This window comes from Campylobacter concisus, assembly GCF_003048535.1.
Lineage (GTDB): Bacteria > Campylobacterota > Campylobacteria > Campylobacterales > Campylobacteraceae > Campylobacter_A > Campylobacter_A concisus_S.
Genome location: NZ_PIRQ01000003.1, coordinates 162,049 through 185,861, shown reverse-complemented (window position 1 = coordinate 185,861; position 23,813 = coordinate 162,049). Strand labels below are relative to the sequence as shown.

26 protein-coding genes and 1 tRNA gene are annotated in these 23,813 nt (G+C 37.1%); 17 read left to right on the top strand and 10 right to left on the bottom strand.

The features are described from left to right. Position 1 precedes the first annotated feature (1 nt). Genes CVS93_RS04285 through CVS93_RS04265 form a run of 5 tightly spaced genes read left to right on the top strand, consistent with a single transcriptional unit; the run spans position 2 to position 3,865 of the window. A complete protein-coding gene (locus CVS93_RS04285) occupies positions 2–844 on the top strand; it encodes a tetratricopeptide repeat protein (RefSeq protein ID WP_107686699.1) in 843 nt (280 codons plus the stop codon). Between the two features lie 56 nt (positions 845–900). Beyond that, complete coding sequence (locus CVS93_RS04280; RefSeq protein ID WP_234400089.1) at positions 901–1,491, top strand: FKBP-type peptidyl-prolyl cis-trans isomerase; 591 nt, start codon at positions 901–903, stop codon at positions 1,489–1,491. A gap of 9 nt (positions 1,492–1,500) precedes the next feature. Beyond that, entirely contained in the window at positions 1,501–2,430 is a 930-nt protein-coding gene (fabD, locus tag CVS93_RS04275) for an ACP S-malonyltransferase (RefSeq protein ID WP_107686698.1), read from the top strand. Then, positions 2,427–3,110 (top strand): 5'-methylthioadenosine/adenosylhomocysteine nucleosidase, encoded by a 684-nt coding sequence (locus tag CVS93_RS04270; protein ID WP_107686697.1) that lies wholly within the window; start codon positions 2,427–2,429, stop codon positions 3,108–3,110. Before fabD ends, CVS93_RS04270 begins: the two co-directional genes overlap by 4 nt. Then, positions 3,107–3,865 (top strand): tRNA 2-thiocytidine biosynthesis TtcA family protein, encoded by a 759-nt coding sequence (locus CVS93_RS04265; protein ID WP_107686696.1) that lies wholly within the window; start codon positions 3,107–3,109, stop codon positions 3,863–3,865. The genes CVS93_RS04270 and CVS93_RS04265 overlap by 4 nt, the downstream gene beginning before the upstream one ends. A gap of 270 nt (positions 3,866–4,135) precedes the next feature. On the opposite strand, the gene recO is transcribed toward CVS93_RS04265, so the two are convergent. The 7 genes from recO to bamA form a co-directional block, all read right to left on the bottom strand. Further along, the gene (gene recO, locus CVS93_RS04260) at positions 4,136–4,750 is read right to left on the bottom strand and encodes a recombination protein RecO (RefSeq protein WP_103592968.1); all 615 of its coding nucleotides are present in this window, start codon (positions 4,748–4,750) and stop codon (positions 4,136–4,138) included. After that, on the bottom strand, positions 4,751–5,674 hold the full coding sequence (locus CVS93_RS04255) for a tRNA dihydrouridine synthase (RefSeq protein ID WP_107686695.1): 924 nt from the start codon (positions 5,672–5,674) through the stop codon (positions 4,751–4,753). After that, positions 5,671–6,669 (bottom strand): uroporphyrinogen III synthase HEM4, encoded by a 999-nt coding sequence (locus CVS93_RS04250; RefSeq protein ID WP_107686694.1) that lies wholly within the window; start codon positions 6,667–6,669, stop codon positions 5,671–5,673. Before CVS93_RS04250 ends, CVS93_RS04255 begins: the two co-directional genes overlap by 4 nt. Before the next feature lie 9 nt (positions 6,670–6,678). After that, positions 6,679–7,035 carry an RNA polymerase-binding protein DksA gene (gene dksA / locus CVS93_RS04245; RefSeq protein ID WP_035167251.1) on the bottom strand — a complete coding sequence of 119 codons (357 nt, stop codon included), beginning with the start codon at positions 7,033–7,035 and terminating at the stop codon, positions 6,679–6,681. 10 nt (positions 7,036–7,045) lie between these two features. Then, the gene (locus CVS93_RS04240) at positions 7,046–7,501 is read right to left on the bottom strand and encodes a 23S rRNA (pseudouridine(1915)-N(3))-methyltransferase RlmH (protein ID WP_107686693.1); all 456 of its coding nucleotides are present in this window, start codon (positions 7,499–7,501) and stop codon (positions 7,046–7,048) included. A gap of 2 nt (positions 7,502–7,503) precedes the next feature. Then, positions 7,504–8,418 (bottom strand): acetyl-CoA carboxylase, carboxyltransferase subunit beta, encoded by a 915-nt coding sequence (accD, locus tag CVS93_RS04235; protein WP_107686742.1) that lies wholly within the window; start codon positions 8,416–8,418, stop codon positions 7,504–7,506. 129 nt (positions 8,419–8,547) lie between these two features. Further along, positions 8,548–10,803, bottom strand: a complete 2,256-nt coding sequence (gene bamA, locus CVS93_RS04230; RefSeq protein ID WP_107686692.1) for an outer membrane protein assembly factor BamA — start codon at positions 10,801–10,803, stop codon at positions 8,548–8,550. A gap of 89 nt (positions 10,804–10,892) precedes the next feature. On the opposite strand from bamA, the gene CVS93_RS04225 reads away from it, so the two are divergent. The 12 genes from CVS93_RS04225 (at position 10,893) to ribD (ending at position 22,410) form a co-directional block, all read left to right on the top strand. Beyond that, positions 10,893–11,723: a prephenate dehydrogenase gene (locus CVS93_RS04225; protein WP_084108777.1), complete on the top strand. Its 831-nt coding sequence runs from the start codon at positions 10,893–10,895 to the stop codon at positions 11,721–11,723. 61 nt (positions 11,724–11,784) lie between these two features. Then, complete coding sequence (locus CVS93_RS04220) at positions 11,785–13,155, top strand: M23 family metallopeptidase (protein ID WP_103629138.1); 1,371 nt, start codon at positions 11,785–11,787, stop codon at positions 13,153–13,155. 61 nt (positions 13,156–13,216) lie between these two features. Further along, positions 13,217–14,101 (top strand): UDP-3-O-acyl-N-acetylglucosamine deacetylase, encoded by an 885-nt coding sequence (lpxC, locus tag CVS93_RS04215; RefSeq protein ID WP_107686691.1) that lies wholly within the window; start codon positions 13,217–13,219, stop codon positions 14,099–14,101. Positions 14,102–14,142: 41 nt separating this feature from the next. After that, the gene (locus CVS93_RS04210; RefSeq protein WP_107686690.1) at positions 14,143–14,544 is read left to right on the top strand and encodes a glycoprotease; all 402 of its coding nucleotides are present in this window, start codon (positions 14,143–14,145) and stop codon (positions 14,542–14,544) included. An 8-nt stretch (positions 14,545–14,552) separates the two neighbouring features. Then, entirely contained in the window at positions 14,553–15,437 is an 885-nt protein-coding gene (thrB, locus tag CVS93_RS04205) for a homoserine kinase (RefSeq protein ID WP_107686689.1), read from the top strand. 21 nt (positions 15,438–15,458) lie between these two features. Next, positions 15,459–15,713, top strand: coding sequence for a hypothetical protein (locus tag CVS93_RS04200; RefSeq protein WP_072594698.1), 255 nt, complete (start codon positions 15,459–15,461; stop codon positions 15,711–15,713). Further along, positions 15,700–18,348 (top strand): translation initiation factor IF-2, encoded by a 2,649-nt coding sequence (gene infB, locus CVS93_RS04195; RefSeq protein WP_107686688.1) that lies wholly within the window; start codon positions 15,700–15,702, stop codon positions 18,346–18,348. Before CVS93_RS04200 ends, infB begins: the two co-directional genes overlap by 14 nt. Further along, on the top strand, positions 18,345–18,710 hold the full coding sequence (gene rbfA / locus CVS93_RS04190; protein ID WP_021090755.1) for a 30S ribosome-binding factor RbfA: 366 nt from the start codon (positions 18,345–18,347) through the stop codon (positions 18,708–18,710). The genes infB and rbfA overlap by 4 nt, the downstream gene beginning before the upstream one ends. Continuing rightward, positions 18,703–19,119, top strand: a complete 417-nt coding sequence (gene rimP, locus CVS93_RS04185; RefSeq protein ID WP_107686687.1) for a ribosome maturation factor RimP — start codon at positions 18,703–18,705, stop codon at positions 19,117–19,119. Before rbfA ends, rimP begins: the two co-directional genes overlap by 8 nt. 1 nt (position 19,120) lies before the next feature. Beyond that, complete coding sequence (locus tag CVS93_RS04180) at positions 19,121–20,770, top strand: formate--tetrahydrofolate ligase (RefSeq protein ID WP_107686686.1); 1,650 nt, start codon at positions 19,121–19,123, stop codon at positions 20,768–20,770. Between the two features lie 11 nt (positions 20,771–20,781). Beyond that, positions 20,782–21,333, top strand: coding sequence for a hypothetical protein (locus CVS93_RS04175; RefSeq protein ID WP_107686685.1), 552 nt, complete (start codon positions 20,782–20,784; stop codon positions 21,331–21,333). A 15-nt stretch (positions 21,334–21,348) separates the two neighbouring features. Then, on the top strand, positions 21,349–22,410 hold the full coding sequence (gene ribD / locus CVS93_RS04170; protein WP_107686684.1) for a bifunctional diaminohydroxyphosphoribosylaminopyrimidine deaminase/5-amino-6-(5-phosphoribosylamino)uracil reductase RibD: 1,062 nt from the start codon (positions 21,349–21,351) through the stop codon (positions 22,408–22,410). On the opposite strand, the gene CVS93_RS04165 is transcribed toward ribD, so the two are convergent. The 3 genes from CVS93_RS04165 to CVS93_RS04155 form a co-directional block, all read right to left on the bottom strand. After that, positions 22,407–23,270, bottom strand: a complete 864-nt coding sequence (locus CVS93_RS04165) for a VIT1/CCC1 transporter family protein (RefSeq protein WP_107686683.1) — start codon at positions 23,268–23,270, stop codon at positions 22,407–22,409. The genes ribD and CVS93_RS04165 overlap by 4 nt on opposite strands. A gap of 55 nt (positions 23,271–23,325) precedes the next feature. Beyond that, a tRNA-Leu gene (locus CVS93_RS04160) sits at positions 23,326–23,410 on the bottom strand. A gap of 46 nt (positions 23,411–23,456) precedes the next feature. Beyond that, positions 23,457–23,759: a F0F1 ATP synthase subunit C gene (locus tag CVS93_RS04155; RefSeq protein ID WP_004317263.1), complete on the bottom strand. Its 303-nt coding sequence runs from the start codon at positions 23,757–23,759 to the stop codon at positions 23,457–23,459. Positions 23,760–23,813: the final 54 nt, after the last annotated feature.

The window sequence follows — 23,813 nt, the reverse complement described above, 5'->3', positions numbered from 1 at the left end:
AATGAACAAAAAATTAATTATAGTGGCTCTCATTGGAGCCACTATCTCTATTACCTCCGGTCAAGAGATTTCAGCTTTTGATGCAGGCAATATGGATAGTGCGAATCCATATGGTCTAACTGATAATGAAAAAGTTACCTTAAATAATAAGCGAAGTGTTCAAAATATTGAAGAGAATATGAATAATGTTTTAGAACAACTTCAAGGTTTGCAAAGCTTGATTGAGAGCATGAGTGCTAGAATGAATAAGCTTGAGCAAAGAATAAATGATATAGAGACGAAGGTAAATGGTGGCATAAGTGATTCTGGTGTAAGTTTGACATCACTGAAGGCTTATGTTGATGAAACTAGAGATATACAAGACAAAAACTACAAAAATATTACTGCTGCCTTAAATAAATTAGGTGCAATAATGGATAAAAATGCTGCCCAACCAAAGCAAAATACAAATCCAAAACAACAAAACAAGCCAACTTCAAATTTTAGTGGAAAAAGCGATAAAGATATTTTGGCTGATGGCATTAAACTTTTAAATTCTGGCAATAGCACAGAAGCAGCTGGATATTTTGAATATTTAAATAAAAAAGGCTATAAAACTGGTGCAACAAATTATTATTTAGGTGAAGTTGCTTACAGTCAAAAATCATACAGCACAGCTATACAATACTACAAAAAAAGCATACAGAACGAAGATAAGGCTGACTATACGCCAAAACTTCTATATCACACAGCTATAAGCTTTGATAAGATAGGTGACACGCAAAGTGCAAATAGATTTTATAAAGCTTTAAAAGTCGGCTATCCAGATAGCAAAGAAGCCAAAGCCTCTCCTAATAGAAACTAAATTTTAATCTTTTTTAGATATAATCTCACATTAATCAAAAAACCAAATCTAAGGAGATTGTTGTGAGTAAAGATCAAGTTATAACCATGTTTTACGAACTAAAAGATGCTAACACTGGTGAAATTTTAGAGTCAAACATGCAAGAAGGTGGCCAAATTTCGTTTATAACAGGGCATGGCCATATTATAGAAAAGCTTGAAGAAGAAGTAAGCAAGTTAAAATCAGGCGAAAGAGCAACTATAAGCGTAAAGGCAGCAGAGGGTTGTGGTGAATATAATAACGAAGCCATCCAGTCGTTACCAAAAGAGCAGTTTGCTGGTATAGATTTACATGAAGGAATGGAACTTTTTGGTCAAAATGAGGATGGCTCAAGCGTTCGTGTTATTGTTAAAGAGATCAAAGATGACGAAGTAACAGTTGATTTTAATCACCCATATGCTGGTAAAGATTTACTATTTAATGTTGAAGTTTTAGAAGTTAGAGATGCAACAGAAGATGAAAAAGCAACAGGTATGGTAGCTGGGGCTCATACTTGTGGTTGCGGTGGTCACGATCATGAGCATGAACATGAGTGCTGCGGTGGTCATGGACACGGACACGAGGATGGTGGTTGCGGTTGCGGTGGACACGGACATCACCATCACTAAGAAGCTAAAATGAAAAAATTTGCTTTTGTTTTTGCGGGCCAAGGCTCGCAAAGTATTGGTATGGGAAAAGACTTTTACGAAAATTTTTCTACTGCTAAGTTACTTTTAAATGATGCTTGTAATGATACTGGCATTGATTACAAAGAGCTTTTATTTACACAAAACGATAAGTTAGATAAAACAGAATTCACTCAGCCAGCTATCGTTTTAAACTCGCTAATGACTTATTTGGCTTTTTCAAATTTTATTAAAGAAAAACCAGAATTTAGTCTTGGGCACTCACTTGGAGAATTTACTGCTCTTGCAGTTAGTGGAGCATTTAATTTTATTGATGCGATTAGGCTTGTAAATTTACGTGGTAAATTTATGCAAGAAGCCTGCGTTGGCAAAGATGCTGGCATGATGGTAGTTCTCGGACTTAGTGATGAAGTGGTTGAAGAAATTTGTAAAAAAGCAAGAGAAGAAGGTTTGCAAATTTATGCTGCAAACTACAACTGCGATGGACAAATCGTTGTCGCTGGCGTAAGAGCTGATCTTGCTAGCTATGAAGCAAAATTTAAAGAAGCTGGCGCAAAAAGAGCAATGCTTTTAAATATGTCGGTAGCAAGCCATTGTCCGATACTTGAACCAGCTAGTGTTAGGTTGGCAAGCGAGCTTGAGAGTACTTTGGCTACCAAATTTTCTCCTGTTGTCTCAAATGTAAATGCTAAAATTTATACCGATAAAAGTGAAGCGCTAGTCCTGCTAAAAGAGCAGCTAATAAAACCAGTTTGCTATAAACAAAGCATTAAAAACTATGAAAATGATGTTGATTGTTTTATCGAGCTTGGTGCTGCGACATTAAAGGGCATCAATAAAAAAATTACTGAAAAGCCAACTTATAGTATTACCGATATGGCAAGTCTTGAAGAAGTTGTGAAAATTTTGGAGGAGAGATGATAGCGATACTTGGAGCTATGCAAGAGGAGATAACACCGATCCTTGAAATAATCGGTGAATATAAAACTGTTCAATATGCAAATAATAAATTTTACTTAGCAAACTATAAAGAAAAAGAGCTAGTCATTGCCTATTCAAAGATAGGTAAAGTAAATGCAGCCATAACGGCAACTTTAATGGTAGAAAAATTTAAGGCCTCAAAATTGCTCTTTACTGGCGTAGCTGGCTCACTTGATGAGAGTTTAAAAATAGGTGATATGCTTTATGCTACTAGCTTGGTGCAACATGATCTTGATATCACGGCTTTTGGCCATCCTTATGGCTATGTGCCAGGCACAAGTATCTTTGTCAAAAGTGATGAAGGGCTAAATGAACTGGCAAAAAAGATAGCTGATAAAAAAGATATGAGCTTAAGCGCTGGTATTATTGCGACCGGAGATCAGTTTATCTGCGATAATGAAAAGAAAGCTTGGATTAAAAAGATATTTAATGCGAGCGCTACCGAGATGGAAGGTGCTAGCGTTGCGTTAGTTTGCGAAACACTTGGTGTGCCATTTTTTATACTAAGAGCTATCAGCGATGGAGCTGGTGATGCAGCAGAGTTTGACTTTGATAAATTTTTGCAAGATTCAGCAAATGTTAGTGCAAAATTTATACTTGAAATGGTAGAAAGCTTATGATAGAGCTTAGTAAAAGGCTTCTTAGGCAAGTTGGTCAGACAAATGCCAGATACAATATGATAGAGGGCGGAGATAAGATCTTGCTTGGTCTTAGCGGTGGTAAAGATAGCCTCGCACTCGCTCACGTACTAAAGCATATCCAAAACGTTACACCTGAAAAATTTGAGTTTAAAGCAGTAACGCTAAGCTACGGCATGGGTGAGGACTATGCTTATCTTACGAAGCATTGCAATGAGCACGGAATAGAGCATGAAGTGATAGATAGCTCAATCTTTGAAATTTCAAAAGAGAAAATCCGTAAGAATTCCAGTTTTTGTAGTTTCTTTTCTCGTATGAGAAGAGGCTATCTTTATACTTACGCCTTAAAGCATGGTTTTAATAAACTCGCGATTGCTCATCATTTAGATGATGCGGCGGAGAGCTTTTTTATGAACTTTACATATAATGGTGCACTAAGGACGCTTGCTCCAAAATATACTGCAAAAAATGGAATCACGGTTGTTAGGCCATTTATCTTCGTTCGCGAGAGACAGCTTCGTGAAAATGCTATCAAAAATGAATTGAGAGTCATCGGTGATGAAGCATGCCCTGCAATGAGATTTGACGTAAAGATGCCGCATGCTAGATATGAAACCAAACAGCTTCTAGCAACTTTAGAAAAAGAAAATCCAAAACTTTTTACTTCGCTAAAAGCAGCATTTGAAAATATCCATACTGATACTTTTTTTGCTCTCAATAGCAGTAGTGAAGAGTAAAATTTTACTTGCTTTTTGGGACTAATCCCAAGAAGTAAGCTATAAATTTTTCTACTTTAATTGGCTTCTGTCAAAATAGATAAAAAATGTATGAATAGATGAAATTCTTGTACTTATACATAAATCAAAACTATCATATACAGCAAATACAAAAGCATTTAGTGCAAAAACTACTGGTTATAATTTTATAACTTAGAAAATTGAAGCTTAAAAAAATAGTCATGTGTTTTAAACATTAAGAAATAGCTATTTAAAATAGCAAGCTATAGCTTAAAGTCCGTCAAGTAAAATTTTATAAAGTCGGTTTATCTCATCGTCATTTAGCTCGATCGTACTTTTTGTATCAAATAAATTTTTGATCTTGCTAGCGTCAAATTCGCTCCTATCAAGGCAGTGCTTGTGAGAGGGTAAAAAGCCACGAGTTAGGCAAAGCTCGCTTTCTATCTCCTCATCGCAGATAAAGCACTCAAGCTCGCTGTGAAGCCTGCCTTCATACTCTAAAATTTTGACGTAGCTTTCGATGATAAGGCGTTTTGGATTTTGTAGCTGCATCTGTTTGGCGCAGCGATCAAGCTCATTAAAATAAATTTCATCAAGCTGCTCGACCTCTTTTAGATGATCATAAAGTAGGCGCATGAACTGCTGCCAAATGATGAGTTTATCACGCTCTAACAGCCATTTAAAGCCAAGATGAAGTATGTTTCTAAGCTTTGGTAGAAATTTTGCCTCTTGCTCTAGCTCAAAGTCGATCTTGTAGCCAGTCATGATGTTTGAGTGGCGAGCACCAAAAAATCTATATGACTTTACGAGCAAATTTGGCGTTAGCACAAAGACTAAAAGGTCCTCGTCTCTGACCTTTTGCACACGCAGGATGTAGCCTTGCATCTAGGCAAAAAACTCCCTTATGCGCTCTCTCATCACTGTCACGTCTTTGATGAAATTTATATCGTTTCTAAAGGTTGTTGCACCGTCGATGCCCTTGCTGTACTGATGCAAATGTTTTCTAAATATGCAAAGTCCGTGCTCACCGTAGTGCTCGATCATCGCATCAAAGTGAGCTAGGATGATCTTTTGTTTTAGCGCCTTATCTACACTAGTTTTAGTCTTTATCTCGTGAAATATCCAAGGATTACCGATGCTTGCCCTGCCGATCATTAGGGCGTCGCATTTTGTAAGGTTTAAAATTTCATCTGCATTTTGTGCGTTGATATCACCATTTGCAACGACTGGGATTTTTACGCTCGCCTTTACTCTAGCGATCGCTTCGTAATCAACTTTTGCACTATAACCGCCAGCTCTTGTGCGACCATGCACTGCGATGTAGTTTGCGCCGGCTTCTTCGCATGCTTTTGCTATTTTTTCTTCATTTTTGTCGTTAAAACCAAGTCTAAATTTAACACTCAGGCTCTCTTTGTTTGAGACGCTTTTTATAGCTGAGATTATGCTTTGAAGTTTGTCAAGATCGTTTAACAAAGCCGATCCCGCACCTTGTCTAACGACCTTTGGCACAGGGCAGCCGCAGTTTAGATCGAGCCCATAAATCCCATCAAATTTATTGATGATTTGCACAGCTTTTTTTATATTTTCTGTGTCATTGCCAGCTATTTGAACGACATAAGGCTCTTCGTTTGGGGATTTTTTAATCATTTCAAGCGTTTTGTCACTGCTCTCATAGACCAAGGCATTTGCGCTGATCATTTCGCTAACAGTGACATCACAGCCAAATTTCTTAACTACGCTTCTTAGTGGCAAGTCAGAAAAGCCAGCAAGTGGTGCTAAGAAAAGTGGCTTTTTGCTAAAGTCTATCATTTAAAAAATAACGAGCTAGGCACCATTTTGCCGTTATCTCGTAAAAACAGCAAGACCTTTATCTCTTTAAACTCATCTGGGTCGCTACCTTCGATAGCCTCTCTTACTTTATCAAGCATCTGAAGCTCAAATAGCGCATATACGTAAGCCTCATCAGCATCAGCATGGATGCTTTTTAGCTTCTCAAAGATACCGATAAATGCATCTGGTTTTAGCTTATTTTTAAGCATTATGGCTACTTTGTCGTATTGTGCTTTTGTCACTTTTGCGTTGTTTAAAAGATCAAAAATTTCATCACTGCTTAGATCGATCTCATCATTTACAAATCGGGTAATAATAAGCATTATATCTTTACTTGCTAGCTCAAAATTTAATCTTTTGATCTCGCCAAAAGAAGCTACTTTTATAAGTTTATCAAATGCAGCTTTTTTAAGGCTCTCATTTTGATCTTGATTTTTAAGTATGTCAAGATAGTAAGTAGGTAGTTGCTCGATCTTATTTAGCTCATTTAGGATATTTAACTTGCTATCTTTTGCTAGTCTAAATTTCTTTAGATCGACGATCTCTTTATTTTTTATACTTTTTATAGTTTGTAAGATATTGTTTATCTCAGCATCATCTACACCGACATCTTTAAGCTCGCCTACTGGTGAGATAGAACGAGTAAGCTGTGAGGCGATCTTGTAAGTGTCGGTTTTGAAGTCTTTATTGCTCTCAAAGCCAAGAAGCGTCTCTTTGGCTAAGTCTTTATAAAGTTGGCTATCTTTTTTGATCCATTTTTTATATCTATAAAAAGCATATCCATGATAAGCGATATGAAGTAGAGCTAGAAGTGCTAAAACAGCTACTGGAAGAGCGACCCAAATAGCAATTGGCAAAGTTATAGTTTGGCCTAAAAGCTCAAATGTGTAATCAGAACTATTAAGAGAATAAGTAAGTCCTGCAACAACTACTATGTAGATTATGCAATAGACGAGAAATTTTCTAGTTTTCATGTTTTCTCCTTAGTTTTTTGCTGTTTTTTCGATTATTTCACGGCAAGTTATGCAGTATTTTGCATGTGGTTTTACTTTTAGTCGCGGTATGCTGATCTCCTCTTCACACATATCACAAATTCCATAAGTTTTATTTGCTATCTTCTCTAGTGCTTCATCTATCTCTGATAGCTCCGCTCTTTGTTGTGTCGAGATCGAATGCTCGATTAGCTGGTCTGTATTTACTGAGGCTATATCAAACTCATCGCTTACACCACTATCTCTTAAGCCATTTACTTCAACAGATGAATCATAGATATTTTTTTTGATCTGTAATTTTCTTTCTTCAAGTAATTTTTTAAAAAAATTTAGCTCAGTTTGTGTCATTTATATTCCTTTATTTGTGGTATGGGTGGTTTGCATTTATGCAAAGTGCTCTAAAAATTTGCTCAAAAAGTACAAGCTTGGCAACCTTATGCGCCATCGTCATCTTGCTTAAGCTTATAATTTTTTGCGCTTTATTCTTTAAATTTTGGCTAAGGCCGTAAGCTCCACCTATGAAAAAGTTAATTTGTGAATTTGAGTTTAAAATTTGTGCGAATTTTTGGCTGTCAAGTTGTAAGCCATTTTCATCAAGCATTACGCAAAAGCCTTTTAAATTTGGCTCGTAAATTTCATCATAAGCTCTTAAAGCTTCGCTTTTTCCAGCACTTTGAGCTTTTGCTATTTTTTCATTAAAAAAGACTTTATCGTTTATCTTGGCAAATTTTGCACTCATTTTTATATATTCTTGTATCTCGTTTTCAAAGTTGTCACGTGATGATTTTTGAATGCTAAAAACTGAAATTTCCAAATTTAGCCTTTGGTTTTTAGCTTTAGTTCAAAGCTGCTTCCACTCTCATCTTGATTATCTTTTTGATGTATTGTCTTATTGTTTGTGAGAAATTTAACCATATCGCTTATATATTTTTTATGTTCGCTTCTTGGCACAATAGCATCGATTAAGCCATGCTCTAATAAAAACTCAGCTCTTTGAAATCCCTCTGGTAAATCAGCACCAATGGTTTGTTTGATGACTCTTTGACCAGCAAAGCCTATCAATGCGCCAGGTTCGGCGATTATTAGATCTCCAAGCCAAGCAAAAGAAGCACTAACGCCACCCATTGTCGGATCAGTAAGTATTGAGATATAAGGTAGTTTCGCTTCATCAAGTAGTTTTAAAGCAGCTGATGTCTTTGACATTTGCATCAAAGAGAATGTACTCTCTTGCATTCTAGCTCCACCTGAAGCACTCACTATGACTAAAGCTTGGCGTTTTTCTATTGCCCGTTTTATCGCTCTTACGATCTTTTCACCCTCAACTGAAGCTAGCGAACCACCCATGAAGCCAAAGTCAAAAACAACTAGCTGGATCTCTTGTCCGTCGCATTTACCTTCGCCACATACCACTGAGCTTGTGCGTCCTGTTTTTTCTTTATTTTCTGTGATTCTTTTTTTGTATGATTTTTTATCAACAAAATTTAATGGATCTACCGGTTTTAAATTTGCGTCAAATTCTACAAAGCTATCTTCATCACAGATCAAATTTATGCGATCAGTAGCTTTTAGTCTCATATGATAACCGCATTTCGGGCATACATTAAAACAAGCTTCAACTTCTTTGTAGTACATCAGTGAGTGACAATTATCGCATTTTACCCAGTGCGTAGGTGCCTCTTCTGGACGAGGTTGAGCTTTTCTTATCTTTGAAAAAATGTCTGAGAAATTCATATTTTTACCCACTTATATTAAAAATTGTGGGATTATATCTAATGTTTGCCTTGCTTTTTCTTATATGACTTAAAGTTTATTTATTTGTGGAGGTTTAAAGGGGCAAGTTAGCCCCTTTAAAGTATCTTGTTAGAATCGTCTTCCAATAGTAAATTCAAATGTATTTGTGTCATCACCCTCTTTAGGTTTAAGAGCTTTTGCAAAGATTAGTTGAAGTGGCCCGATAGGAGTTATCCACTCGATACCAGTACCAACTGATGATCTTTTTATCTCATTTAGGCTATTTTCGCCAATCATACCGTAGTCATAAAATACAACGCCACGCATTTTGACACGATCTATTATAGGGAAGCTTATTTCAGCTGAATTATTAAACGAAGTTTCGCCGCCATATTCGTAGTAGTCGCCATTATATTTTACCTTTGGAGATACGGTTCTACTCTCGTAACCACGTAAGCTTCTTATACCACCAAGGTAAAGTCTTTCGTTGATTGGAGTATATCCTCTTTCCCAAATTTTGCCAAAGCTTGCTTTGTATCTTAAGATAAGATCGTAGTCTATGTACTCTCTAAGACCTAGATAATAGTTGAAATTTGTGCGATTTTTGATAAAGTCTATATCGCCACCAAGTCCAGCTATCTCAAATGATGTGTTAGCTATGATGCCACGTCTTGGTAAGTAATAATCGTCGGTGCTATTATATGTTAAAGCTGGAGTTATGGCGCTTTTTATGGCTTTACCTTCTCTATAAATTTCTTTTTTTGTTTTTGTGTTGATATCTCTTAGTTCATCGTCTTTTAAAGTAATTTTGCTTTGCTCAATGTTGTAAGTAAGCGATGCGCTTAAATTTCTAGTTAGTTTTCTACCTAGTGTTGTGCTAAAGCCATAACTTCTCTCTTTATATGTTCTCCAGTCATAGTCATTTGCGTAAAGTGTTCCACCAAGGCTATACTCTGAGTCAAAAATTCTTGGGTTTGTAAGACTTATCTGGCCTGAAAGCTCTCTGTCGCTCTTATCTACGCTTACTTGTCCTTGAAGACCAGAGCCAAAGATATTTGTGTCAGAAAGTGCCGCGTTTAGTAGTAGTCCGTCACTGCTACCGTATCCGATACCACCGCTTATAGAGCCAGTTGAGGCTTCTTTTACTTTTACTTTTAGATCAACTGTATTTTTATCAACCGGATCTTCTTCTATCTCAACATCATCAAAGTAGCTTGTTCTTTTTAATGCATCTTTTGAGTCTTGAAGGTCGGTTCTACTATATAAATTTCCTTCAGTTAGATAAAGTTCGCGTCTTACAACGCGGTCAACAGTCCTATCGTTTCCTGAAATTTGAACATTTCTTATATATACTTTTTCGCCAGGATCGACTTCGTAGTCAATATCGACAGTTTTATTTTCATCAAATTTATCAGTCTTTGGATAGACTTTTACAAATGCATAACCTTTATCAGCAACCATATCATCGAGCTTTTTCATATCTTGGCGAAGTCTTGCTGAGTTCATCGTATCACCGACCTCAAGCCTAAAGTCATCTATAATCTTTTTAGTATCAAGCTCTAGCTCCTCAGGTGCTGTAATGCTTACATTTGAAACCTTATAAGGCTCACCCTCATGAACATAATAAGTAAGATCGGCTGTGTAATTATCAAACGATGAATTTAAATAAGGTGACGAAATAGTCGCGTCTAAATAGCCTTTTTGGAAATATTTGTCTTGTATTCTTGCTGGATCATTTTCAAGCTCAAAAAGTTTAACTTTACCGTCATTTCTGCCCCAAAGCCAACCCATAAATTCTCTACTTTTATTTGCAACTACTGGCTCAATGTCGTCATAATCAAACTCTTTTGCACCGACTAAATTTACATTTTTGATTATCATATTTTCGCCACGGTTTATGTTAAGTGTTATAAAAAGTGAGCTGTCGTTATCTGCAACTGGTTGTTTTTCTACGTCTACAACGGTATCAAAATAACCCTTTGACTCATAATACTGACGAATTCTCTCTTTAGTTTTTTCTATTGTAAGCTCATCATACATATTGCCTGGTTTGATGTTGATTAGTGACTCGATCGCAGTTTTATCATTTGTTACGACGCCTTTTAGATCGACTCTCGCAACACTTGGCTTCTCTTTTACAGCTACTAAAAGATTGCCATTGCCTGTATCTTCTATGTAGATATCGTCGAAATAATTTTGTTTGTATAAATTTGTGATCGCCTTATCGCTAAGCTTTGGAGTCAAATCCTGACCGACTTTTAGGCCCATTATTTGGCTTGCTACTTCAGGCGAAAGGTGAATTAGGCCTTTAAAATTTATTGACTGGATTGTTTGTGCGCTTAGGCCACTGAAAGCTAATGCTAATAAAAATAATTTCTTTTTCATTAAATTTAACCTAGAGTTTTAGTATAAGTGCGTATAATATCATATTTTATTTTTAATAAATTTAAATTTTATAATTTTGAAGGTTTTTTATGAAAATAGGTATCATCGGACTTGGTCTTATGGGCGGCTCACTTGGGTTAGCATTAAAAGATGAAAAATTAATCTCTTGTGTTAGTGGATATGACAAAGATGAAAATCATAGCAAAAAGGCCTTAGAACTTGGCTTGGTGCATGAAATTTTAAGCATTGACGAGATGAAAAAGAAGTGTGACATCATCTTTTTGGCTGTGCCAGTCGAGGCTATCGTGAGCATCGTGCAAAATTTAACCGATATTAGCGAAGATACAACTATCATTGATTTTGGCTCAACCAAACAAAAGATAATAGAAGCCGTGCCAGAAAAAATTCGTAAAAATTTCATCCCAGCTCACCCGATGGCAGGTACTGAGTATTCTGGTCCAGAGGCTGCTTTCAAATCACTTTACACAGGGGCAACTGTTATCGTTTGCGACTTTGCAGAAAGCGCAGAAAAACACGTAAAAAGAAGCGTGGAGCTATTTTCTTGCCTTGGTATGAAAATCATTTTCATGAGTGCAAAAGAGCATGATCATCACGTGGGTCTTATTTCGCATTTGCCTCATGCGATTGCATTTTCTCTAGCGAGTGGAATTTTAAAAGAAGAGGATAAAAGGCACATCGTAGCACTTGGTGGACCTACATTTAAGGGTATGATACGTGTTGCAAAGAGTTCGCCTTTTATGTGGAGCGATATCTTTAAGCAAAATAAAAATAATGTTGTTGAAGCTATAAATATGTTTGAAAAAGAGCTAAATTTGTGCAAAGATCTCATCAAAGATGAACGCTGGGATGAACTTTTTGCTTGGATGAGCGACGCTAGAGCCGTAAGAGAAATTTTGTAATTAACTAAAAATTTATTGATTAAATGTAAAATTTCGCAAATAAAATTTAAGGTAAAAATATATGTATAGACGTGGAATTGGTGGTTTTGGTATTGTTGTGCTTTTACTAATTTTAATTTTAGCCGGTGGTTTTGGCTATGCTTTGATGTCAAAAGATTTTGAGCGAAACGAGCCGATAATTGGTGTTGCTGATAAAGTTTATTGGAATCTTAGAACTCCAATGAATATCAAATTTAAAGATGATAGCGGTATAAAATTTGTACGAATTAGTATGAATGATGGGAAAAATGATCTAAATTTGTTAAATCAAATCATACAAAATCCAAGTACTGAGCTTGATGTAAATTTGACCTTTCCAAAGACTGGCTTTTTTGCTCAAAAAGATACTTATGAGATGAATATTGAGGCTGTGGATACCAGTAAATGGAGCTTTTTTACTGGCAACAAAGCTAGCAAAAAAGTTGAAGTCGTGCTTGATACTTCAAAACCTGATCTTTACGTGCTTTCGCAGTCTTATTCTATCTCAAAAGGTGGTAGCGCGGTTGTGGTCTTTAGGGCAACTGATAATCAGCTAAAAGAGGTCTATGTCCAGACAAATTTTGGTAAAAAATTTAAGGCTGTACCATTTTATAAAGAGGGCTTTTATGCAGCACTCGTTGCTTGGCCAGTTCAGGTTGAAAATTTTAGTGCTGAGGTCATTGCAAGAGACTTTGCAGGCAATGAAAGCAAGTCTCATGTTAGATATTTTTATGAAAATGTAAAGTATAAAACTTCAACTATTGCATTAAATGATAGATTTTTAGATGGTAAGATAGTTGATCTAACTGATCAATATGCAAAAGATCCAAGCGCGCTTTCAAGGCTTGAGAAAATGAGATTTGTCAATGAAACGCTTAGAAATTCAAACGAAGAAAAAATAACAGCACTTACTACAAACCCTGGCGATGAGATGTTAACTGGCTTTAGTGCGACACCATTTTATCCACTAAGAAATGGTAAAAAAGTGGCTGACTTCGCCGATCACCGATACTATACATATAATAACGAGCAAGTAAGCGAATCATGGCATATGGGAATAGACTTTGCAAGTGTGGCCGCAGCTCCTATAATAGCTAGCAATGCCGGCCGTGTCGTACTTGCATCTGAAAATGGAATTTATGGATTAAATATTGTGATTGATCATGGATTTGGGCTTTATTCGCTTTATGGACACTGCTCAAGCACTAGAGTAAAAGAGGGCGATATGGTGGTGGCTGGTGATCAAATAGGCACTACTGGAACTAGTGGTCTTGCACTTGGTGATCACCTTCACTTTGGAATTTTAGTCCAAGGCGAAGAGGTAAGACCTCAACAATGGATGGATAAAAAGTGGATAAAAGACAATATCACAAGTGTTTTAGATGCTGCAAAAGCGATGATAGATAAAAACTAAAAATTTGCAAAATTGATTTTTTAGTGCTATCATAAGCGCATTAAAAATATAAGGAAAATTCTTGAAACAAACTACTATCGCAAGACGCGTTGAGACCGTTGGTATAGGGCTTCATAAAGGTGAGCCGATAAGACTTATGCTAGAACCTCTTGATGCAAATTCTGGCATTATTTTGCACCGCGAAGATCTTGGTATTAGTTTTAAAGCCGAACCTAAAAATGTGATAAATACACAGATGGCAACTGTTGTTGGCAACGAAAAGGGCTTTATTAGTACGATCGAACACCTGATGTCAGCCATAAATGGTTATGGTATTGATAATATTAGAATTTCTGTTGATGCAAATGAAATTCCAGTGATGGATGGCAGTGCGATAAGCTTTTGTATGCTACTTGATGAAGCTGGCATAAGATATCTTGATGCCGGTAAAAAAGTAATTCTTGTTAGACGTGAAGTTGAAGTCGTTGAGGGTTCTAAATTTGTACGAACTTCACCTTCAAGAAGTCCAAAATTTGACTACACGATAAAATTTGATCATCCAGTTATTGGTGAACAGAGATATGTTTTTGATTTTAGTAAAAGCTCGTTTATAAAAAATATAGCTCGTGCTAGAACTTTTGGGTTTTTGAAAGATTTACAGCGTTTGCAAGCTCAAAATTTAGCTCTTGGTGCATCGCTTGATAATGCCGTGGCAATCGATGATACGCATATCCTAAATCCAGAAGGTTTGAGATTTGAAAATGAGTTTGTAAGGCACAAAATTTTAGATGCGATTGGTGATTTGAGCTTACTTGGAGCACCTTTATTGGGCGATTATACAGCATTTGCTGGAAGCCATGACCTAAATCACAAATTAACTCTTGCTTTGATGGCCGATGAGAAAAACTACGAGATCGCAACCTTAAATGGCGAACTTCTAAAAGAGTATCAAAAGGTATTTGCATAGAAAATATTGAAATTTTAGTTGTCTCTTTATCGACTCCGCTCTTGGTTGGAGTTTATAAAGACGGCGTAAAATTTGATGAAATTACGACTGATGAACATGTCAGTGAAGCTTTGATAAAGATCTTAGAAAATTTATCCTCTAAATTTAATATCACAAAAATTATCTATGCAAATACGCCAGGCAGTTTTATGGGGCTAAAGGTGGCCTATGTCATCTTAAAGACTTTCTCTTTGGTAAAGGGTTGCGAATTTTATGCGGTTAGTGGCTTTAGTTTAAATGGTCACCAAGCTATAAGAGCAAATAAAAATTTAAGTTTTGTTTTAAAAGATGGCAAAATTTCACTTGAAAAAGTGGAGCCAGTAGGATTTAGGTTGCCTTTAAATTTAGATGAATTAAAACTAAATTCAGATACACTTCCAGATTATATCATCCAAGCAGTTTAGGAGAAATTTTGAACATCTTAGTCCCTGCAACAAGTGCAAATTTGGGTCCTGGTTTTGATGCTTTGGGGCTTAGTTTGAAGCTTTTTAATAGCGTGAAAATCGAGCCAGCAAAATTTAGCTCAGTGTCGATAAACGGCGAAGGCAGTGGAAGTGTAAATTTAAAAAGAAATAATATATTCTTAAGTATTTTTAATGAAATTTTTTTTGAGCTAACTGGTAAAAATGAAAATTTTAGAGTCGTTTTTGAAAATAATATCCCATTTTCAAGGGGGCTTGGCAGTAGCTCCGCTGTTATCGTTGGAGCCATTGCTTCAGCATACGAAATAGCTGGTTTTAAGGCAAGTAAAGAGATAGTTTTAAATAAAGCCATCATCTACGAAACCCATCCTGATAATATCTCGCCAGCAGTTCACGGCGGATTTATCAGTGCGATTGTAAAAAATGGCAATGTTTACGCAAATAAAATAAGCTTAAGCGACGAGATAAAAGCAGTAGTTGTTATCCCAAATAAACCAATGAGTACATCCTCATCAAGACAAATTTTACCAAAAAACTATACGATGAAAGAGTGTGTAAATAACTTATCTCATGCTGCTTTTTTAACATCTTGTTTTTATGAAAAAAAGTATGATCTCTTAAAAATAGCAAGCAAAGATTTGATGCATGAAGAGCGTAGAATGCACGCTTTAGAAGAGCTTTTTGAAGTTAGAAAAGTAGCTTATGAAAATGGTGCTTTAATGAGCACGCTTTCAGGCTCAGGTTCAAGCTTTTTAAATATCGCTTACAAAGATGATGCTAAAAATTTACGAGATATTTTAAAGAGTAAATTTGGTGATTTTAGGGTTGAGGTTTTTTCATTTGATAACGATGGATACGAAATTACGCAAAGCTAAAAACAAGTTTAAAAAGATATAATGAACAAAAATAATCCTGTAAGGACATGTGTCGCTTGTAAAATTAAAATTTCTCAGAGCTTGCTAAAAAGATACCGCTTGGTAGGTAAGAATTTAGAGCATGGCAAAGGAAATGGTCGTAGCTTTTATCTGTGCGACAAATGTATGCAAAAAGATATAAAAATTTTAAAAAAAATAATTGATAAACAAACTAAAGGTGCTTTTATTTGTGATGCACCGAAGTTAAAGGAGATACTCTTAAATGAGCAATGTTAGGATTTCAGAGATCGCAAACGAGCTTGGCTATCCAAGTAAAGAGATAGTAGAAAAAGCTCAAGAGTTAGGATTAAAAGTCAAAACTCACTCAAATGCAGTTAGCCTTGAAGAGGCCGAAGCTATATATGAATATGTTCAAACTGGCGTGATACCAGATAAATTTAAAAAGAAAAAGAGTGAACCTAAACCAAAAAAAGAGCCTAAAAAAGAAGTAGAAAAAGAGCCAGTAAAAAAAGAAGAAAAACAAAAAAGTGAATCTAAAAAAGCTACTACTAAAACTGAGTCAAAGTCGGTAAAAGCTGAGACTAAGAAAGAGACACAAATTTTAGAAGAAAAACAAAAAATCGAGCCTAAAAAAGAAGAAATCAAAGTAGAGCAAAAACAAGTCGAAGCTCTAAGACCAAAAGAGAGCTTGGCTGATGTGACTCAAAAAAGACGTGGCCTTGTGATAGTAAAAAAGAAAAAAGATTATGAAACGCCAATTACTACAAAAGAAGAGAAAAAGCCTGAACCAAGCATAGCTAATATAAGCGATTTTAAAAGTATGTTTTCATCAAGTGATGAAAATTTAGCTAAGAAAAAGAAAAAAGATAAAAAAGTAGTTGTTGCAAGTAAAAAGGATAGCGCCCAGAAGATGGATCTGCTTGGAGGAAGTGATTTTGGTGACATAGTGCTAGAAGATGAAGATGTAGTCGTTCTTCCTGATTTTAGTTTTAAAACTCCGGTACCAGCACCTGCTCAAAAGACAAAACAGCCAAATGTTATGAGAACTACGGTCAATAATACGATAAATTCATTTGGTGAGGGTGGCATTCAAAGAAGAGCTAGAAAAAAACACAAAAAGCCTGAAAATAAACAAAACAATGAAGCTGTGACGTCTATAAATATTCCAAAAGAAATTCGTGTTTATGAATTTGCTGAAAAGCTAAACAAGCAGCCAAGTGAGATTATTGGTAAGCTTTTCATGCTTGGCATGATGACAACAAAAAATGACTTTTTGGATGAAGATGCGATAGAAATTTTGGCTGATGAGTTTAATGTAGAGGTTAATATCATCGATGATCAAAAAGAATTTGACTACGTAGCAGCCTATGAAGAAGAGATAAAAGACGATGAAAATCTCCAGCCAAGAGCACCAGTCATAACCATCATGGGTCACGTTGATCATGGTAAAACTTCATTGCTTGATTACATAAGAAAATCACGTGTAGCAGCAGGAGAGGCCGGTGGTATCACTCAGCATGTTGGTGCTTATATGGTAAATAAAAACGGCAAAAACATCACATTTATTGACACCCCAGGTCACGAAGCATTTACGGCTATGCGTGCAAGAGGTGCTGGCGTAACTGATATAGTTATCATCGTTGTTGCAGCAGATGATGGCGTAAAACCACAAACAAAAGAGGCGGTCAGCCACGCAAAAGCTGCTGGTGTACCAATAATCATCGCTATAAACAAAATGGATAAAGAGTCAGCAAATCCTGACCTAGTAAAGACTGGTCTTGCCGAGCTTGATATCATGCCAACAGAGTGGGGCGGAAAATATGAATTTGTGCCAATCTCTGCAAAAACAGGCATGGGTATAGATGATCTGCTTGAGATCGTACTTTTACAAGCTGACCTTTTAGAGCTAAAAGCAAATCCAAGGGCAAATGCAAAAGCAACTGTCATCGAGAGCTCACTTCAAAAGGGTCGTGGCCCAGTCGCTACTATTATCGTTGAAAATGGCACTCTTCATGTTGGGGATACTGTCGTAGCTGGCGTTGCGTATGGAAAGATAAGAAGCTTACTTGATGACCAAGGTATGCCTTTACAAGATATAAAACCAGGCGAATGCGGTGTGATAGTAGGTCTTAGTGAGATAGCAGAGGCAGGCGAGACATTAATAGGCGTAAAAACTGATAAAGAGGCTCGTGAATACGCGCAGAAAAAGGCTGAATACATCCGCCAAAAAGAGCTTAGTAAGAGTACAAAAGTTAGTATCGATGAGCTTAGTGCTAAGATCGCTGAGGGCGAGCTAAAGACACTTCCAGTCATCATCAAAGCTGACGTTGGTGGCTCACTTGAGGCACTAAAAGCAAGTCTAGAAAAACTAGCAAATGATGAGATCAGAGTAAATGTCATCCACTCAGGTGTTGGTGGTATCACACAAAGCGACGTGGCACTTGCTAGTGCGAGCGAAGACTGTATAATCCTTGGTTTCAACATAAGACCAACTGGCGAGATAAAAGAAAAGGCAAAAGAGAGCGGTGTCGAGATAAAGACTTATAATGTTATTTATAATTTAATTGACGACGTGAAAGCAATCTTGGGCGGACTAATGTCACCAATCATCAGAGAAGAGCAGCTTGGTCAAGCTCAGGTTCGCCAAGTGATCCATGTGCCAAAAGTTGGAACTATTGCTGGATGTATTGTTACTGAAGGCACGATAAACAGAGGGGCAAAAATTCGCCTTATTAGAGAAGGTGTAGTCGTTTACGAGGGCTTGGTAAGCTCATTAAAACGCTTCAAAGATGACGTCAAAGAGGTTGCTAAAGGTTATGAATGTGGCGTTGGTATCGAAAATTTCAACGATATTAGAGAAAACGACTATATCGAAAGCTTCAAAGAAGTCAAGGAGAAAGCTACTCTATGAACGCTAACGAAATAAAGCGTATGAGAACAGAGAGCGTGCTAAAAGAGCTCATTCCAGAGGCCTTAGCTACTCTTGAAGATAGCATTTTAAAAGGGCTTTGTGTCACTGATGTCGAGTGTAAAAAGGGTAGATATGATGCTTTTGTATATCTTGATAAAATGGCATTTGATGAGCGTGAACAAGAGTATATTTTGGGGCATTTAAAGCGAGTTTGTAGGCATTTGCAAAACCACTGTATGGCAGCTGAGGGCTGGTATAGATGCCCAAATTTTCACTTTAAATTTGACGATAGATTAGAGTACCAAAACCATATGGATAAGTTGTTTGATAAAATTTCAAAGGATTTAAACAAAAATGGATAATTTAGACAAACTAGTACGCGAATGCGGTGTTGAGCTTTACGACAGCGAGATCGCAAATGAAAATGGCAGGGCTATTTTTAGAGTTTACATCACAAAAAATGGCGGAGTTAGCCTAGATGACTGCGAAAAAGTGAGCCGTCTGCTTTCACCTATTTTTGACGTGACACCACCAGTTAGTGGAGACTACAACCTAGAGGTTAGCTCGCCTGGTCTTGAAAGAAAACTTAGTAAGCCGTCTCATTTTAAAGCGAGTGTTGGCGAGCTTGTGAAAGTTCAAACCGAGGCTGATAAATTTACAGGAAGACTCGTAAAAGCGGATGAAGAGAACATAGCGGTTGAAAATGAAGAGGGAATCTTTGAGATCAACATTAGTGAGATAAAAAAAGCAAAAACATATTTGGAGTGGTAAAATGCTAAGCGACATCGAGATAACTCACCAAACAAAGTTAGAACACATAAGTAAAGTTGCCGCAAAGTTAGGCTTAAGCGAAGACGAGCTCGAGCTTTACGGAAAATTTAAGGCTAAAATTTCTCCTAGACTTGAACCATCAAACTCAAAGCTCATCTTAGTCACCGCGACTAATCCAACCCCATATGGCGAAGGCAAAACGACTATGTCAATAGGTCTTGCTGACGCACTAAATTTACTTAATAAAAAGGTCTGTTTGGCACTTCGTGAGCCATCTCTTGGGCCAGTTTTTGGTATAAAGGGTGGAGCAGCAGGTGGCGGCTACTCGCAGCTTGCGCCGATGGAGGATCTAAATTTACACTTCACTGGCGATTTTCATGCTATAACATCGGCAAATAACCTTATTTCAGCGATGATAGATAATAGCCTCTATCAAGAAAACCCGCTAAAAATCGAGAAAATTTTATGGAAGCGCTGTATGGATATGAACGACCGCGCGCTTAGGTTTATCACTGTGGGTCAGGGTGGCAGAACGGATGGCGTGCCAAGAGAAGATGGCTTTAATATCACCGCTGCAAGCGAGATCATGGCTGTGCTTTGTCTAGCAACAAGCCTTTCTGATCTAAAAGAGCGCGTAGCAAACATCATGGTTGCCTATGATAGCGATAAAAAGCCTATCTACGTGCGTGATCTAGGCTGTCAAGACGCTGTTTGTATACTTTTAAAAGATGCGATCAAGCCAAATTTATTTCAAACGCTTGAGCACACACCTACGCTCGTACATGGCGGTCCATTTGCAAACATCGCACACGGCTGTAACTCCGTCATCGCAACAAAAACGGCTCTAAATTTAGCCGACTACGTTATCACTGAAGCTGGCTTTGGCTCTGAACTTGGTGCGGAGAAATTTTTAGATATAAAATGCAGGATTGCTGACATCAAACCAAGCGCTGTGGTGCTTGTAAGCACGATCAGATCGCTAAAATATAACGGCGAAGCAAATAAAGATGAGATCACAAAACCAGATATGAATGCTCTTAAAAAAGGTATCGAAAACCTTGGTGGACACATCGAAAATTTAAAAGGTAAATTCGGTCAAAATGTAGTCGTAGCGCTTAATAAATTTGGCTTTGATACCTATGAAGAGATAAATTTTGTAAAAGAGTATTGCCGTGAGCTTGGTGTAGAAGTGGCAGTTTGTGAGAATTTCTTAAAAGGTGGTAAAGGCGCGCTTGAGCTTGCCGAGCTAGTTTTAAAGGCGTGTGACAAGCCAAGTAAGATAAATTTCACCTACGAGATGAGCGACGATACGAAAACTAAAATAGAAAAGGTCGCTAAGGAAATTTATGGAGCTGGTGAGGTGGTCTTTGAGGAGGCTGCTCTTAAAAAGCTTGAGATGATAAAAGAGCTAAATTTGAGCCATTTGCCAGTTTGTATCGCAAAAACTCAGTATTCATTTAGCGACGATGCGAAGCTTTTGGGTAGAGCAAAGGGCTTTACATTTAGTGTAAAAGACCTTGACATTAGGACGGGAGCTGGCTTTATAGTCGCAGTTTGCGGTAAGATCATGCTAATGCCAGGACTTCCAAAAGTGCCAGCTGCTGTCAATATGAAGATAGATGCCAACGGCAAGATCGACGGCTTATCGTAAATTTAGAAAATATGAAATTTGTAAAAATACTCTTTTTAATAGTTTTAAGTGTTTTCTTAGTTGGATGCTCGGGAAGATATAAATATAATGTTGAGCCAACGCCGATACAAAAAGGCGTGGCTAAATACATTGTTAGTGATTTTAACCTAACATTGACAAATCAACCAACTAGATATGAGCACAACACTAACTATAAAAACGAAAGCGAACTTCGTGATGAGTTTGTGGAATTTATAAACAAACATCTAAAAGAGCAGGGCATTTTAGGGGACGAAAATAGCTTCAAGATAAAAATACAAATGGATTATGAAAGATGGTTTAACCGGGGTGGCAAGGCGTTAAACAAGCCACACTTTCGCTATAGCGTGAAAATTTATGATAACACTGATAGGCTTTTGGTTTCTTACGCTATACCAGTTTCTACAACGAAATATAGCTATTTCAAAGAGATCGCTGTTTTGGCAGAGATTGCTGCTTTTAGGTGGGACGCGGAGGATGAGCCGACCGATATCGACTTGGTCTCAAAAACTCTTGTTGATGAGATAAAAGATATAGGAAAATAAATATAGTCTGCTAAGATGAACGACGAATTTTACATGGATCTTGCTTTAAGCGAGGCTTGGAAATTTCAGATCCTGACCCACACAAATCCAGCCGTTGGATGCCTTACCCTTGATGAAAATGGTCAAATTTTATCTTGCAAGGCTCATGAAAAGGCTGGATATTTACACGCTGAACCGATAGCGATACTTTTTGCACTTTGTAAAAAAAGTGAAAAATTTAAAGAAGATTTTATAAAAGCATATAACGATAAATTTAGCTCTAATATAAAAGAGGACGAATTTGGCCTTTTGGAGCCAAAATTTACCTACGAATTTATACTAAATAACCACTCAAATTTACTAAAAAATGCAAAAGCTTACGTTACGCTAGAGCCTTGCTCGCATCATGGTAAAACGCCACCTTGTGCAAATTTGCTAAAAGAACTTGGCTTTAGTGAGGTGATAATAGGCAGCTACGATGAAAATAAAATCGCAAGCGGTGGTGGTAATTTGCTTAAAAGCGCTGGTATAAAAGTTAAATTTGGCGTTTTAAAAGAGCGTTGTGATAAGCTACTTGAGCCATTTTTGGCATATCAAAATGGTGGATTTAGTTTTTTAAAAATAGCTCTTAGTAAAAATGGCGTGGCAAGTGGTGGTATCATCACAAATGAGCTTAGCCGTACGCACGTCCATAAACTTAGAAGCGTTATAGATACACTAGTGATCGGTGGCAACACAGTGCGAACAGACCAGCCAAAGCTTGACAGCAGGTTAGTGGGTAGCGGTAAAAACCCAGACGTTATAATCTACTCAAGAAGTGATAAATTTGATAAGACGATACCACTTTTTAGTGTACCAGATAGAAAAGTCAGCATTCAAAAAGAGCTTAATTTAACAGGGCTTACTATGTTTGAAGGAGCTGATGAGTTTTTAAAGCTTGCAAAAGATGGAAAGCTAGCAAACGTAAAGTGGCTACTTATCTATCAAAGCTCAAATTTTAAGGATGGTAAAAACCTGAGCCTTGATCTAAATTTAAAGCCACTATTTAGTGGGAATTTTGGAGACGACAGCTACACTTGGTATGAAATTTTGGATTAAATATCTAAGCCAAAATAGTGCTTAACTAAAAAGCCAATGCCAAATGAAATGATCGCAACACCAAAAGTTATCACACACATCTCAATCACTCTTGGCAAAAATTTAAGCTCTTTTGCCACGCTTATGTAAAAGTTGTAAGTGATGATGGCAACTAGTGCAAAGAAAAACATCAACAAGACAGCATAAAGACAACTTGAAAAGATGAAAAATGGAAGTATCAAAAACGCCGTTGTTATGATGTATGAGCCTCCTGTGTAGAGCGAATAGGTAAGCGGTTTGATCTCGTCACTTGGATTTTCTTTTGACTCAAGATAGGCTGATCCTGCCATAGAAAGAGCGGCTGCAATACCCATGATAAGGCCTGTCGCACCAACTGATTTTGTATTTGAAAAAGCTAGAGCGATGCCACTTAGCGTGCCAGTTAACTCAACTAATGCGTCATTCATACCAAGAACAATACCGCCGGCATTTACGAGCTTTGTGTCTTTTAGCATAGAGATTAAATTGTTTTCGTGATTTACTTCTTCTTCATAAATATCTTTAGCTTCAGGATACTCATCAACGATACCAAGATAAAATTGCTCTGCATCTTCTTCACGTGACTCCATAAATTTTAAAGTAAAAGATGTACCAAAAATTTTAACAAGTATCGTATAGAAGATGACTTTGAATAAATTTGCAGTTCTACTCTCGCCTGTTATCTTTTGGCAAAAAGCATAGTGTCGTTTTTCTTCAGTGATTAATTTACGAAGTATTTTTTTATTTTCTTCATTTTTTTCACTAGCTTCGAGTAATGTATAGATAGCGGTATCATCTGCTTCATTTTGTAGCTGTTTTAAAGCACGCTTTTTATCTAGCATAAATTCCCCTTTTTTAATTTTGTAAGATTTTGGATTTTGAAGTGTAATATTAGTATGGTGCGATCAGCGAGACTCGAACTCGCACACCTAGCGGCACTACCCCCTCAAGATAGCGTGTCTACCAATTCCACCATGATCGCAAAAAGAGTAAAAGCCCCAAAGAGGGGCTAAATTTAAGCTTTACGCTTAGCCAAGCATTGGGTTTGCGTAAAGAACGATAAGTGTAATAACAAGTGCGTAGATAACTTGTGCTTCGATCATCGCAAGAGCGATAAACATTGTAGTCATAAGTTTGCTACCAACACCTGGGTTTCTAGCTGTTCCGCTAATTGTTGCAGCAGCTGTATTACCCATACCAATAGCGCCACCAAGGGCTGCAAGGCCAAGGCCAATACCACCAGCGATAACTGAATACGATCTAATCATCTCGCCATCAGCGCCAAATGCAAATGCAGCAAGACCAAGAATTAAAAACACGATCTTTTTCATCGTTGCTCCTTTTAAAATTTAAAGCTCTTTCGGATCTGTCCCCTACTTAAACTT

Coding starts and splice junctions, on each gene's coding strand:
- CVS93_RS04285 (WP_107686699.1), top strand. CDS start 2: ATGAACAAAAAATTAATTATAGTGGCTCTCATTGGAGCCACTATCTCT.
- fabD (WP_107686698.1), top strand. CDS start 1,501: ATGAAAAAATTTGCTTTTGTTTTTGCGGGCCAAGGCTCGCAAAGTATT.
- CVS93_RS04270 (WP_107686697.1), top strand. CDS start 2,427: ATGATAGCGATACTTGGAGCTATGCAAGAGGAGATAACACCGATCCTT.
- CVS93_RS04265 (WP_107686696.1), top strand. CDS start 3,107: ATGATAGAGCTTAGTAAAAGGCTTCTTAGGCAAGTTGGTCAGACAAAT.
- recO (WP_103592968.1), bottom strand. CDS start 4,750: ATGCAAGGCTACATCCTGCGTGTGCAAAAGGTCAGAGACGAGGACCTT.
- CVS93_RS04255 (WP_107686695.1), bottom strand. CDS start 5,674: ATGATAGACTTTAGCAAAAAGCCACTTTTCTTAGCACCACTTGCTGGC.
- CVS93_RS04250 (WP_107686694.1), bottom strand. CDS start 6,669: ATGAAAACTAGAAAATTTCTCGTCTATTGCATAATCTACATAGTAGTT.
- dksA (WP_035167251.1), bottom strand. CDS start 7,035: ATGACACAAACTGAGCTAAATTTTTTTAAAAAATTACTTGAAGAAAGA.
- accD (WP_107686742.1), bottom strand. CDS start 8,418: ATGAATTTCTCAGACATTTTTTCAAAGATAAGAAAAGCTCAACCTCGT.
- bamA (WP_107686692.1), bottom strand. CDS start 10,803: ATGAAAAAGAAATTATTTTTATTAGCATTAGCTTTCAGTGGCCTAAGC.
- CVS93_RS04225 (WP_084108777.1), top strand. CDS start 10,893: ATGAAAATAGGTATCATCGGACTTGGTCTTATGGGCGGCTCACTTGGG.
- CVS93_RS04220 (WP_103629138.1), top strand. CDS start 11,785: ATGTATAGACGTGGAATTGGTGGTTTTGGTATTGTTGTGCTTTTACTA.
- CVS93_RS04200 (WP_072594698.1), top strand. CDS start 15,459: ATGAACAAAAATAATCCTGTAAGGACATGTGTCGCTTGTAAAATTAAA.
- infB (WP_107686688.1), top strand. CDS start 15,700: ATGAGCAATGTTAGGATTTCAGAGATCGCAAACGAGCTTGGCTATCCA.
- rbfA (WP_021090755.1), top strand. CDS start 18,345: ATGAACGCTAACGAAATAAAGCGTATGAGAACAGAGAGCGTGCTAAAA.
- rimP (WP_107686687.1), top strand. CDS start 18,703: ATGGATAATTTAGACAAACTAGTACGCGAATGCGGTGTTGAGCTTTAC.
- CVS93_RS04180 (WP_107686686.1), top strand. CDS start 19,121: ATGCTAAGCGACATCGAGATAACTCACCAAACAAAGTTAGAACACATA.
- CVS93_RS04175 (WP_107686685.1), top strand. CDS start 20,782: ATGAAATTTGTAAAAATACTCTTTTTAATAGTTTTAAGTGTTTTCTTA.
- ribD (WP_107686684.1), top strand. CDS start 21,349: ATGAACGACGAATTTTACATGGATCTTGCTTTAAGCGAGGCTTGGAAA.
- CVS93_RS04165 (WP_107686683.1), bottom strand. CDS start 23,270: ATGCTAGATAAAAAGCGTGCTTTAAAACAGCTACAAAATGAAGCAGAT.
- CVS93_RS04155 (WP_004317263.1), bottom strand. CDS start 23,759: ATGAAAAAGATCGTGTTTTTAATTCTTGGTCTTGCTGCATTTGCATTT.